The sequence below is a fragment of the Bradyrhizobium sp. USDA 3397 genome (assembly GCF_054060965.1).
The window spans coordinates 4304904-4317263 of record NZ_JBSSDS010000001.1; the positions used below are offsets into that span (position 1 = coordinate 4304904).

The window sequence follows — 12360 nt, forward strand, 5'->3', positions numbered from 1 at the left end:
GCGAGTTCATTGCAGCGCCGCATGCAGCGGCAAGGGAGAACGCGATGAAGAAGCTCATGTTGATTTCGGCCGCCGCTCTGCTCGTGTCGACGGGGGCGATGGCACAAACCACCGTCACCACCACCACCGGGGCCGGGCACGGCGCCGCCGTGCAGATCGAACCGGAGTACCGCACCAAGATCCGGTCCTACGTCACCGAGCGCAAGATCCGTCCGGTCGAAACGCGCGAAAAGATCGTCGTCGGTTCGCCCGTGCCGAGCGACGTCGAGCTCGCCGCCGTGCCGAGTGACTGGGGTCCCTCGCTCACCAAGTACCGCTACGTCTATTCGGGCAACCGCGTGATGTTGGTCGATCCCGGCAGCCGCATGGTCGTCCAGGAGATCGACTAAACCGCCGCACGGCGGGTCGTCGCGGCGACCCGCCCGTGCATTCTTTCGACAGCTCGTTTGCGGTAGCGCCTGATGCCGATCGTTCGATACCTCGCATTTGCAAGCATTTTCGCGGTGGCGCTGCTCTTGTTGCTGGATCACTCTCTGCCGCAGCCCGCGGAGCGTGCTGCCGGCCCGGAGGCCGCTCGGGCCACCATTCGCATCCACTCCGCACGGGCGCTGCCTGAAAAAATCATCTTCGACACATCCACTCGGATCGCCGCCACCGTCTCCACGCCCCTGCTCGCCGCCGACGCGCCTGATCGCGGTACGAGCGGCGCATTGACGATGCTTGAAACGCGAAAGCCGGACGTCGCGGCATCTCGGCGCGACACGGCGCGCGCAGCCGGCCTGCATTCGAATCGGAATGGCCGCGCGGCCTCCTCTCGCCTCTCCACACGTCAGGTGACGGCCGGAGCCTTCTGAGAGTCGGCAACGTAGCGAACGCGACTCCATGGCCGAAGCACAGATGAACGCCGAATGAATGAACGGCGACGCGCTTTCGCATCGCGGACTGGTTCCGACCGCATCAACACATCAACGCGTCCGACACGAAGGAACGTTTGCGCGATTGCCAGTTTATCCCGTGCCTGATTGGCGATTTGATTTTTGGAAACCTGGAGGAAATGCACATGAGGATCCTGAAGCTCTCTGCGGCTGCGGCCGCGCTGCTGGCCGGCACGGCGCTCGCCGTTGCGCAATCGAGCTCGACGGTCGGCACCGGCGGTTCATCGGCCGGCGGCGGCACCAGCTCTTCGACGGTGGGCACCGGTGGCTCTTCGGCTGGCGGCAGCGGGTCAGGCTCTGCTTCGACGCTCGGCACCGGCGGCTCGTCGGCGGGCGGCGGCACCAGCTCTTCGACCGTCGGCACCGGCGGATCGGCGGCGGGCAGTGGCTCGGGCAGCGGCTCGGCCTCGACGCTCGGCACCGGTGGTTCATCGGCGGGCGATGGCAAGAGCTCGTCCAGCGTCGGCACCGGCGGCTCGGCTGCGGGCGGCTCGACCGTTGGCCAGTCCGGTTCGTCGAAATCGCCCGGCATGGGCGACGGCAGGTCCGGTAGCCACGCCAGCGACATGGGCCTCGAAAAGGGCAAGGGCCACAACAAGGACGAGTGGAAGAAGGACAAGAACTAGTCCAATCCGGGGAGCGGCACGGTGCCGCTCCCTTTGTCCATGTTGAGGAGGAGACGCAATGAACAAGTCAATCGTTGCGATCACGGTGCTGGCCTTGATGGGCAGCGCCGCATCGGCAGAAACCATCGAAAAGACCGGTAAGACGGCGTCGGGCGAGACGTGCAAGGTGACGGTGGTGAAGCATGCGGACGGCAGCATCACGGCCGCGGGCGCATCGGGTTCGGGCACGACGGGCTCGACCGCATCGAGCGGCTCGCTGTCGAGCTCGAGCTCGGCGGGCGGATCGTCGGTCAATGTGCAAGCGGGCGGCGGCCACGTCTCGAGCTCCTCGTCGACGGCGGGCGGGCCCGGCTCCACCAGCGCCAGCACCATCACCGTCAACGGCTGCACGATCTCGACCTCGTCGCCTTGATGCATCGAAAGGATTGAACCATGAGAACGCTCGTTACGACCTCGGCGGTCGCGCTTCTGCTTGCCGCCGCTTCACCCGTGTTGGCGCAGACCAGCATCACCGGCGGCAGCGGCGGCTCGGCCGCAGCAGGCGGCACCTCCGCCTCCACCGTCGGCACCGGCGGCACGTCCACCTCGGCGACGGGCCGCACCGGCTCCTCGATCGCGGCCGGCGGAAGCGCGGCTGCCGTCGACGGCAAGACCAAGACCGGCGTCAGCATGAACAAGGGCAACGGTCCGGTGATGAACTCCAACGCTCGCGCGCAAGCCCATGATGGCGGCACGTTCAGCCGCTCGCACACCCGCACCAAGGTCAAGGCCGGCGAGCAAGTCGGCTCGACCACCAAGACGATGTCGCATGTGCCGGGCTCGAAGCCGACCATGTCGAGGACGACGACGACGGCGCGCTAGAATCGCGCGGCTCTCAACCACCTGCTGCCCGGCTTGCTCGGGCAGCTTTCGTTTGCGGCTTTTCCGTCTTGGGAGCTGGCTCAGCCACCATGCAGGCTGCGGCTGATCCGGGTCACGACGGCGTCCCATCGCCGCTTCTGGGCGGCGGGATAGTTGATCAACACGCAGTGCACATAGCCCCGCGCGAAATTACACCTGTTGTACCAGATCTTGTCGCGCTTGATGCTCGAGACCACGAAGAAGCTCGAGGTGATCCGCCTGTAGATGATCCCCGTCGGCGGATTCTTGCTGGCAAGGAATTCGGCCGGCGACAGGCCCTGCCGGTTCTCGGCGGCCTGAACGGTGAGATCCGCACTGCCGTCGGAGCTGCGAAACCGCTGCCCATATCCGTCGGGCTTGCCGGCCGGCTCGGTGAAAATCGAGGCGGGAATGTCGACCGACGTTCCGGATTCCGGGATGCGGTAGATCCTCCAGCCGTTTGCCGAGGCAACCGAGCATGTCGCACAGAGCGCCATGATTGCGGCAAGCAGTGCCTTCATGTCCGCCTCGTCATTTGCGCGGCGCCAGTTGCAGCTCCATCAGGGCGATTCTTTGCAGGTTGGAGACGTTCCGCTCGCCGGCGCCGGCGGTGCGCAGGATGGATTCGGCGAGCGCGTTGACGTGCGAGGAATGCACGGGATCCGGCAGGGTCGCAACGGCAGCTTCCAGCGCGGTCGTCATGATCTCGATCACCTCGGGAGAAAATTCGGCGTTGGAAAAATTCTTCATCGCATCCGTCGGCCGCTTGTGCGGATCGAGTTCAACGCCGGGAAAAAACGGAAGTTCCTGGATGGACACGTACTGGGACCGTCGGCAGGCCGGCAGCTCACGCAGCCGGCTGGTAGCGGGTGAGCCCAGCGGGCTCGGCATCCTCGTTGGCAACGCTCTGCACCCTCGCGTGGCTGCCGATGACGAGACCGGCGAGCGAGAGCATCAGGCCCAGCGCGAGCGGCGCGAACAGAGCCTCTTCCTGAAATAATCCGTTGAGCAGAACGACCAGGATTCCGAAGCCGGCGAGGCCCTGCGTCAGATATCCCGACGACGCGTACAGGCGCCAGGCCTTGAGCGCCATCGCGAAATAGAAGGCCAGCGGCACGAAGGCCGCGATGCCCATCTGGTACAAGAGGACGCCGATCGCGCTTTCGACCGCGCCGTCGATCGTGCCGGCCGCCTGCGCAGCGCTCCAATCGATCGAAAAATAGCTGTCCGACAAATTGCCGCCGATGCCGAGGCCCCGGCCGTAAGGTCTCTGCACGAACCCGTCGAGGCCTCCCATCAGGCCGATGACGTGATAGTCGCCGATCTGCAGGCCGATGCGGATCGCCAGGATCGCAAAGGCGATCATCCCGGCGAACCCCAGCAGCAATGTCGCGACGGCGCCGATGAGGCGAGTCCCGATCCAGCCCGCAGCCACGAAGATGACGGTGATGAGCGCCCCCTTCACGCTGCAGAAGACCAGCAGCGGCAGGGCTGCCAGGGCGAGCAGCGGGCGTCCGACCGAGAACAGGAACAGGGCGAGAAAGCCGATCCCGTAGGCGAAGCTGATCGGGTGCATGTTCGGGCCGTGAATGCGCAGCATCTTCGACAGGCCGAAGCCTTCAAGCAAGGGCGTGTTCAGGAAGTCGAAGCTGAAACGATCCTTGAGTGTGACGGGCACGTTGCCGGTCTGCCGCATCTGGGTTTCCCAGACGCCGGAATGGGTCGCCTTGAGCTCGTCGAAGCCCCAGAACGTATGGCCGTTGGTGACGGCCAGCCAGACATCGCGCAAGACGAGCTCGACATAGCCGCACAGCATGAGGATGACCGCTAGCGCAACCAGGAACGGCGTGATGCGCACCTCAAAGGTTGCCGCGGTCAGGAACGACAGCTGAAACAGAAACAGCGGCAGAACGATGTTGCGCAAATAGACCGCCGCCGGCTGTCCGTCCTGGACGAAGCCGATGGCGAAATAGAGCGAGACCACGGCCAGGGTGACGACGCCCCAGCGCATGATCTGATTGATTTCCCTCGACTGATTCCTCTGGCCCAGCACGTAAAGCGCAAACGTCGCCAGCCACATCACGGAGCAGAGCAGGAAATTGTAGCCCTTGATGAAGTCGAGATCGGAGGGTAGCGGGACCAGCGGCGACAGGATGGAGACGAACAGGTTCTGGAAGAACAGGACGAAGATCGCGACCGCCGGCGCAGAGGTCGGGACCGCAACGACGATGGCGATGCCGATCAGGACCTCGATGGTGATGGCCAGCGCCGGATTGGCGAGGTGCAGAACCGGCGCAGAACCGATCGCCGCGATGGCGATGCAGAAGGTCGCGGCCAGTTCGCGCCAGGCCGGAGGCGACGGCGCGGCCTGCACGCTCTGGCCTTGCGGTGAGTACCCGGCGCTCATCAATCGTCCTTTGCCATCGCGCCGGACAAGATAGCTGCGCGAGGGGTAAGGATCCGTTAACGATCGCGACGCGCGGCGGGAGCCCGTTCAGGCCGGCCGGGCGTGCCGAGCAGCGCCCGTAGCACGTCGGGATCGGGCTTGCCGGTTGCGGAGTCGACGAGGCCAAAGCCTTGCGCCAGTTCCCAATGCGCCCAGCCCCAGCAATGCGCGCGGGCATAGGCAGTGACCTCCGCCAGCCAGCGCAACCGGCTCTGCCGGGGGGCGCCGGCTTTCAACACGCCGAACTCATTGACGATGATCGGCCGCGAAAATTGCCGCTGCCATGCGAGCGCGGGCGCGAGCCAGCGATCGGCCCCCGGCTTGTCCTTGGCGGCGGCAATCGCGGTATCGAGCATGGCGAGCGCCTTGACCGCGCCCCTCGCCTGCAAATCCTGCCGAAGCGCCTGAACCTTGGGATCGCCGGCATTGATCGGATAAGGCAGATCCATGATGTCGTGCAGCGGATCGCGCGCGTCCCAGTGACCCTGATGGGTGAACACCATCGGATCGTAGAAATGGATGGCGTAGACGACGTCAGGGTCCGCCAGCGGACGAAACCGCGGCAGCGAGTCCGCGCGCTGCCAGTTGACCGGGCCGACGATGAGCGTGGTGGCGGGCAGCAACCGGCGAACGAAGGCGGTGAGCGCCTCGACCTCCTTTTGCCATCTGTCCGCTTCGATATCGGGTTCGTTGAGCAACTCGGCGAAGACTAGATCGGCTGGATAGGACCGAATGATCCCAGCAAGCGCGCGCCAGGCCTCCTGCATCTCGCCCATTGCCGCATCCGGATCATCCTTGTGCAGGCGATTGAAGCGCTCGCCCGGATGAAGGTCGACGGAGCTGGAATAGCCGAGCGAGGTCAGCTGCTTCAACGCGCCGTCGAGCACGCGCAGCGTCGCCTCGCGCTCGTCCTTTGCGGCAAAGCGCGGCATCACCCGCTCCGCCGGCACCGGCAGGCGGACATGGCTCATGCCCGCCTTGTGCAGCTGCTGCAGCAGCGCGCGGCTCGGTGGCGCACCGTTGATCCAGCCGTCGGCGTTGAAGCCGCGCGAGAGCGCGGCAAGCCGCCCGGGCGAAACCGTCGACGGCAGGGGCACGCAATCCTCGGCGAATACCGGAGGGCCGACCGCGATCGACAACAGCATCGCCGCAGCCAGCAGACGGCAGCGCAAGGCTGTCATCGTCACACCGCAAGGCCCAAAGCGCCACCGTCGGGCTGAGCCACCATTGAATCAGCGGGCACGTGATTGACGACGAGGCCGGTCGGCACCGCCGCGTATCTCGCCAGCGCCGCGGTCACTCTGCGCATCGCCGACGAACCAAGCTCGCCGGCGCGCGCCACCAGAACGATCAGGTCGGCATGCGCGGCCAGCGCAATGGCGTCCGGCTGCAAGGCGAGATTGCCGGCGTGGACCACGATCAGGTCGAACTCCGAGCGGATATCGTCCTCGGGCCGCGCATCGGGCTTCCGCCCGGCACTGAGCAGCTCGTCGATCGACTGAAGTCCCGCCGTGGTCGAGCCGTCCTGCCATTCGGTCACCGGCGGCTGAGTGCCTGCAAATTCCGGCTGGAGCCGGATCAGCACGCTCATCATGCCGCGGTTGACGGCGGCACGATTGAGGGAGCGCGCTACCGTGTTGCCGCCGGCGCTCTTGCCGACCGACAAGACTAGCGCGACCTTGCAGCCGCGCACCGGCACGCGGTCGATGCGTTCGAGCAGCGGCCGTAAGTGGGGGCCGAGATCGAGTTCGGCCGACGCGCTGACCGGTCTTTGCCAGACCGTGTTGAACCCGCCTCCTGGCGCCAGCTCGGGGATGCGGGCCCAGACAGGAAGGCGGGGCATAGCCTCGGCTGGGCGCGCGGCGGCGGCAGGAGGGGAAACTTGCCGGTTGGGCGTCTCCTCCGCTTCACGTGAGACAGGCGCCTCAACGGATTCGGGTTTGTCGGCGGACAGGCTGGTCGTCACAGCAACGGCGGCGGTGGACGTCAGCAGCGAGCCGATCGCCAGCGCCGCAAGCAGCAAGGCGAGCGGCGGACGCGTCGAGCGCAACGGCGGAATGGCAATTGAGGCGATCTTGGTCTGGGACGCCTGCAGCTGACGCTGCTCATTGGTGGTCTTGAACCGCGACAGGAACTGCTCGTAGATGTTGCGGTTGGCATCGGCGTCGCGCTGCAGCTCCTGCAGTTTCACCAGCGCCTGGCCGTCGCGCAGCATCTTCGTCTCGACCGCCTTGAGCTGCTTTTCCAGCGCGTTCTGCTGCTCGAGCTGGGCCTCGTATTCGGACTTGGCGGTGTCGATGTTCTTCTTCCGCTCGATCTCGATCTGCCGGTTGATGTCCGCCAGCTGGCTGTAGGAGATCGCAAGGTCGGGATGGCGGTCGCCATAGACCGCCTTCTTCTGCGCGATCTGGTCGTTCAGCGCCGAGCGCTGTGCGCGCAGCATGCTGAGGAGATCCTGCTTCACCGGCCCTTCGACATTGGCCTTGACGTCGCGCTGCACCTGCTCGTAGCGCGCCTTGGCCTCCTCGGTGCGGGCGCGGACGGCGGAGACCTGCTGGGTCAGGTCGGTCACACGCAATTGCTGCGTGGTGGATTCCTTGCCGGCATTGACGATGTTGTGCTCGAGCCGGAAGGCGGCGACGGCGTCTTCCGACGCGCGCAGGCGCTCGCTCAGCGTCTTCAGCCGGTCCTGGAGCCAGCCGGCCGCCTCGTCCGTCGCCTCGGTGCGGACGCGGCCCTGGCTGACAACGAAGGCCTCGGCGATGGCATTGGCGTAGTAGGCGGCGCGATCCGGCCGGTTGGAGGTGAAGGAAATCGCGATGACGTAGGTCAGCCCGCGCCGGGTGATCTCGAGGCGGTTGCGGAATCGTTCGAGCAGGCGCGTCATGTCGGTATAACCGCCCGCGATGTCCTCGTCGTCCGCGATCTTGAGCTGCTCGATCAGGGGGCGGAGGAAGCCGTCGGATTTGGCGATCTCGATCTGGCTCTGCAGCGCCGCGGCATCCTGGCCGATGCCGGGCAGCACGTCCTGCTCCGAGGTCACGCGCAGCTCGCGCGGATCGAGCACGACCAGGGCCGTCGCGGCATAGCGGACCGGAAGCACCATCAGGGCGACGACGCCGAGGGCGAACAGCGCCAGCGCCAGCGTCAGGATGCGCCGGCCGTTCTCGCGCAGAAAGGACAGCGTACCGGAGACGGTCAGCGATCCCTTGGTCAGTCCCGGCGCGGCGGCGTCAGGCTTCGCCTTCGCAGCGCGCGGCGCTTCCCACGAAGCCGCTTGCTCCGTCGGGGCGATGCTTCGCGGAGATGCGCGGCTACCGAACGCCATGGGTTGGACTCGAAATCAACTGACAGTCATAGCTCAGAGGCTTGCTACACCGTAAATATCCATGGTTAACCGCCGGTTACGGCTGGGCTGGGCTGGGATGGTCTTGGGCGGTGAACGATTCGTTAACGAGGCGCGGCCAGCCACGCGCCGTATTTGACGATCGAGATCACTGGAGGCCGGCTTGCTTTGGCGTGACGCTTTCCTGACGGCGCTCGTTGCATTGATGGCGTTGAGCTTTCTGCCATCGCTGCGGAAGTCCCGGCAGACGCCGGTCCCATTCGATCCCGCCCGGCCCTATCGGGCCTATACAAAGGACTTTGACCTCGAGATCAAGGCCGGCGATCTGGATGCGGTCCTGGCCGCGTCGCCCGATCGCCGCTCAGCGGAGCGATTTCCGCAAGTCGACACCGGACCGCTGTACGACCTCGAAGCGGAGCTTGCGGGACGACGCGCGGACCTTGCCGCCACCCAGCAGCGGGACAGGTCCCCTTCGGATACGATCGTGACACTGCTCATCGACCATTCCGGATCCATGCGCGGACAGCCGATCCTGTTCGCAGCAAGGGCTGCACTGGTCGCCTCGGATTTGCTCGATAGCCTCGGCGTCACCCACGAAGTGCTTGGCTTCACGACGGCACGCTGGAAGGGCGGACAGAGCCGGGAGAAATGGCTGAACGACCGCAAGCCCTCTTATCCCGGCCGCTTGAACGATCTGCTGCATGCCGTCTATTGCAGCCCCGCAGAGAAGCTGAGCGCGCGACATTGTGCCGAGATGCTGCGGCGGGATCTCCTCAAGGAGAACATCGATGGCGAGGCCATCGAATGGGCTGCGTCGCGCTTGCGCCAGCGCGACGAAAGACAGAAATGCCTTATCGTGCTGTCCGACGGCGCGCCGGTCGACGATTCCACGTTGCTCGAGAATGGCGACCTGTATCTGGATCGCCATTTGCGCCGTGTCATCGGCGAGATCGAGCAGGCCGGCGATATCAGGCTTGCCGCAATTGGTATCGGCCATCCGGTCGAGCAGTATTACAAGGATGGCCTCACGATCAGCTCTCCTGAAGAGCTGGAAAGCACCCTGGTTCAGCTCATCAACCGGCTCTTGCATCCGTCCGCTTAGTTGCATTCAGGCGCGGCGCGCATTAGCGGCGCCTGCCTGCGCTCGCCTCGATGTGCGACCGCTCACAAGCCGATGACATACCCGTCCCGCCTCGGATCGGCGGCACCCGTCATCATGCCGGTTACCGGATCGAGCGCGACGGCCTGCATGCCTCCGCAGAGCATGGTCCATCCGGTTTCCAAGATCTCGATCTCGTGGCCGCGGCGCTTCAGTTCGGCGATGGTCTCCGGCGCGATGCGGTTCTCTGCCTGAATGAAGCGGCCGTCCCACAGCCGTGAACGCGGCGCCTCGATCGCCTGCTGCAGCGGAAGGCCGAACTCGATGTGCTGCACATAAGCCTGGGCCTGGGTTTGCGGGATGCCGTAGCTGCCGGGCGTCCCCAGCGCGAGCACCGGACGGCTGCCGCGCGTCGCAATCGACGGTGCCATCGTCATGCAACGCGTCGCCCGGCTTGGCGAGGTTCGGGCTTCCCGGCTGCACGTCGGCCCAATGCAGATGATTGTTGAGGCAAACGCCGGTCCCCGGCACTACGACGCCGCTGCCGAACGGGCTGCCGAGACTTTGCGTCATGCAGACCAGATTGCCTTCGGCGTCGGCGATCGAGAACGAGGTGGTGTGGCCGGGATCGGCACGATCCTGCGGCATCCATTGCTCTGTCGGGCCGGTGATCGGCCGGCCGTCGCTCACACGCTGGCGAAGCCGCGCGATCGTCGCGTCGGACATTGCTCCAGCGGCTTGATCCGGTCCCAGATTGCCGTGGGCGATGCGCTCGCCGGCGGCGAGACGGATCGCGCGATAGACCGTATCGAGATGATCGGCGCCGTCCTTCGGCAGACGCCCGAGGTCAAAGCCTTCAAGGATCTTGAGGGTCAGGGCGAACTGGAAGCCGCCGCATTGCTGCGCCGGGACGTGAAGCTCGAGCCCCCGATAGGACACGGTCAGGGGATCGAACCAATGCGGCTTGACGGCGATGACATCGTCCAGCGTCAGGCTGCCGCCGAGCGTGGCGAGATAATCCACGATCCGCCGGCCGAGCTTGCCGCCATACAGATACTCGTGCCCCAATTCGGAGATCGCGGCAAGAGTCCGCGCGAGATCAGGCTGCGCGACGATGCTGCCGAGCTTCACCGGCATTCCATCCGGGAGATAATTCCTGACCAGTGCCGCGTGCAGCTCCGGCCAGGGTTCAAGCAGCGGCACCTGCTCGTTGATCTCATCAACACCGAAGTCCGAGAGCGCAAAGCCGTCGCGCGCCAGCGTGATCGCCGGCGCAAAGACGTCTGGAAGCGATTTGCGTCCATAGCGCGAGAGCAGCTCGCACCAGCCCGCGAGATTGCCGGGCGTGGAGGCCGCCTGCGGACCGCGCTCGAGCTCGAATCTGCTGGTGTATCTGCCGACCGGGAAGCTTGTGGGCATCGGCGGAGCGAAGTCGAGCACGCGAATGCGCTGCTCGCTTGCGACCCAGACCGTGGCCAGTCCGAACCCGGCAAGCCCCGACATGAACGGTTCGACCACATTGAGGGCGGCCGCGGTGGCAACGGCCGCATCGAACGCATTGCCGCCCTGCATCAGGATTCGTGCACCGGCCTGTGCCGCGAGCGGATGCGCGGCGGCGACCATGCCGTGCCGCGAGAACAGCGTCGGACGCCCATATGTCCTGGCGAGTTGCATCCGGAAAAGGCCTTCCGCCGATCAGTGCATCGTCGCAGCCTGGATCGCCTCCGACATGATCTCGAGACCGCGATCGATTTCGGCCTCGGACACTGTGAGCGGCGGCGCGATGCGGAATACGCCGCCCATGCTGGGCAACTTGACGATGTTCATGCTGAGACCGCGACGCATGGTCTCCTCCATGATCCGCGCGCCGAGTTCAAACCCCGGCGTCTTGGACTGTCGGTCGACGACGATTTCGAGACCGAGCAGAAGCCCGCGGCCCCTGACGTCGCCGACGCATTCGAACTTTTGCTGCAGCGACAGCAATCCATCCCGGAGCCTGTTGCCCCTGGCGGTTGCCTGCGCCACCAACCCGTCGCGCGCGACAACGTCGAGCACCGTGACGCCGACCGCGGCGGGCAAGGGATCGGAGACATGGGTGGTGTAGAACAGGAAGCCGCGCTCGAACGCGGCCTGCTCGATGGCCTTTGTCGTCATGACCGCGGCGAGCGGCAGACCGGCGCCGAGCGTCTTCGACAGCGTGAGAATATCAGGCACCACGCCGTCACGCTCGAAGGCAAACATGTGCCCGGTGCGGCCGATTCCGGTCTGAGCTTCGTCGAGGATCAGCAGCATGCCGCGCTGCTCGCATTTTTGCTTCAAGGCCGCGAGATAGCCGAGCGGCAGTTCCAGAATGCCGCCGCTGGAGAGGATCGGCTCGGCGATGAAGGCCGCCAGACTACCGGTGGACTGGCTGTCGATCAGTGCGAACGCATCGTCGAGCTCGGTCTGCCAGTCGTTGCTGCCGTCGACGTTCCTGAAGCGCGGCCGATAGGCGTTCGGCGCAGGAATGACGAACGATCCGACCGCGGCCGGCCCATAACCGCGCCGGCCCGCGCTGTAGGTCGCCGACGCCGCCGCGCCGGTCATGCCGTGCCAGCTTTGCGCGAAGGCGACGATTTCGTGCCTGCCGGTGACGAGCTTGGCCATCCGGATCGCCGCTTCATTGGCTTCCGCGCCTGTCGTCAGCAGCTGCACGCGGTCGAGACCGGGCGCAAGCGCAGCGAGCCGCTCGGCCAGCGTCACCACCGGACGCGAGAGCATGCCGCTGAAGAGATGAGCGACCGCACCCATTTGCCGTGCAACCGTGGCGACGATGTCGGGGTGCGTGTGCCCCAGCACGGCACTCATCTGACCCGAGGTGAAATCGAGGATGGCGCGTCCATCGGCGTCGTACACGAAGCTGCCGGCCGCCCGCTCGATAATGACGGGTTCGAAACTCGGGCCGTAGCGGGTCAGATGCGTGTTGGCGGACGCCCAGAAATCGGTATCGGCGTTCAAGGTCATGACAAGCCACCTGCGCTTGGGACTTC

13 protein-coding genes and 1 pseudogene are annotated in these 12360 nt (G+C 65.7%); 6 read left to right on the forward strand and 8 right to left on the reverse strand.

All coding sequences use genetic code 11. The features are described 5' to 3' along the window. Window positions 1-44 precede the first annotated feature (44 nt). The 5 genes from ACVWYQ_RS19840 (at window position 45) to ACVWYQ_RS19860 (ending at window position 2422) form a co-directional block, all read left to right on the forward strand. Entirely contained in the window at window positions 45-389 is a 345-nt protein-coding gene (locus tag ACVWYQ_RS19840; RefSeq protein ID WP_036026829.1) for a DUF1236 domain-containing protein, read from the forward strand. A 72-nt stretch (window positions 390-461) separates the two neighbouring features. Further along, a complete protein-coding gene (locus tag ACVWYQ_RS19845; protein ID WP_456726299.1) occupies window positions 462-854 on the forward strand; it encodes a hypothetical protein in 393 nt (130 codons plus the stop codon). Between the two features lie 206 nt (window positions 855-1060). Beyond that, window positions 1061-1561 (forward strand): hypothetical protein, encoded by a 501-nt coding sequence (locus tag ACVWYQ_RS19850; RefSeq protein WP_456726300.1) that lies wholly within the window; start codon window positions 1061-1063, stop codon window positions 1559-1561. Between the two features lie 58 nt (window positions 1562-1619). Beyond that, complete coding sequence (locus tag ACVWYQ_RS19855; RefSeq protein ID WP_271539415.1) at window positions 1620-1973, forward strand: hypothetical protein; 354 nt, start codon at window positions 1620-1622, stop codon at window positions 1971-1973. Between the two features lie 20 nt (window positions 1974-1993). Beyond that, on the forward strand, window positions 1994-2422 hold the full coding sequence (locus ACVWYQ_RS19860; protein ID WP_271539417.1) for a hypothetical protein: 429 nt from the start codon (window positions 1994-1996) through the stop codon (window positions 2420-2422). A gap of 80 nt (window positions 2423-2502) precedes the next feature. On the opposite strand, the gene ACVWYQ_RS19865 is transcribed toward ACVWYQ_RS19860, so the two are convergent. The 5 genes from ACVWYQ_RS19865 to ACVWYQ_RS19885 form a co-directional block, all read right to left on the reverse strand. Further along, window positions 2503-2961 (reverse strand): hypothetical protein, encoded by a 459-nt coding sequence (locus tag ACVWYQ_RS19865; protein WP_271539419.1) that lies wholly within the window; start codon window positions 2959-2961, stop codon window positions 2503-2505. Window positions 2962-2971: 10 nt separating this feature from the next. Beyond that, on the reverse strand, window positions 2972-3190 hold the full coding sequence (locus ACVWYQ_RS19870) for a hypothetical protein (protein WP_271539421.1): 219 nt from the start codon (window positions 3188-3190) through the stop codon (window positions 2972-2974). A 97-nt stretch (window positions 3191-3287) separates the two neighbouring features. Continuing rightward, entirely contained in the window at window positions 3288-4847 is a 1560-nt protein-coding gene (locus ACVWYQ_RS19875) for a hypothetical protein (protein ID WP_271539423.1), read from the reverse strand. A 56-nt stretch (window positions 4848-4903) separates the two neighbouring features. Then, complete coding sequence (locus ACVWYQ_RS19880) at window positions 4904-6067, reverse strand: glycoside hydrolase family 5 protein (RefSeq protein ID WP_456726301.1); 1164 nt, start codon at window positions 6065-6067, stop codon at window positions 4904-4906. A 2-nt stretch (window positions 6068-6069) separates the two neighbouring features. Beyond that, a complete protein-coding gene (locus ACVWYQ_RS19885; RefSeq protein WP_456726302.1) occupies window positions 6070-8214 on the reverse strand; it encodes a GumC family protein in 2145 nt (714 codons plus the stop codon). A gap of 181 nt (window positions 8215-8395) precedes the next feature. Here ACVWYQ_RS19885 and ACVWYQ_RS19890 point away from each other — a divergent pair, with 181 nt between their 5' ends. Next, entirely contained in the window at window positions 8396-9334 is a 939-nt protein-coding gene (locus ACVWYQ_RS19890; protein WP_404544289.1) for a cobaltochelatase CobT-related protein, read from the forward strand. Window positions 9335-9396: 62 nt separating this feature from the next. Here the strand turns inward: ACVWYQ_RS19890 and ACVWYQ_RS19895 are convergent, their stop codons facing one another. The 3 genes and pseudogenes from ACVWYQ_RS19895 to ACVWYQ_RS19905 form a co-directional block, all read right to left on the reverse strand. Next, window positions 9397-9768 carry a gamma-glutamyltransferase gene (locus tag ACVWYQ_RS19895; protein ID WP_404546365.1) on the reverse strand — a complete coding sequence of 124 codons (372 nt, stop codon included), beginning with the start codon at window positions 9766-9768 and terminating at the stop codon, window positions 9397-9399. Window positions 9769-9790: 22 nt separating this feature from the next. Then, window positions 9791-11005, reverse strand: a pseudogene (locus ACVWYQ_RS19900) (gamma-glutamyltransferase); the annotation flags it as partial. 21 nt (window positions 11006-11026) lie between these two features. Next, window positions 11027-12334 (reverse strand): aspartate aminotransferase family protein, encoded by a 1308-nt coding sequence (locus ACVWYQ_RS19905; protein WP_404544291.1) that lies wholly within the window; start codon window positions 12332-12334, stop codon window positions 11027-11029. Window positions 12335-12360: the final 26 nt, after the last annotated feature.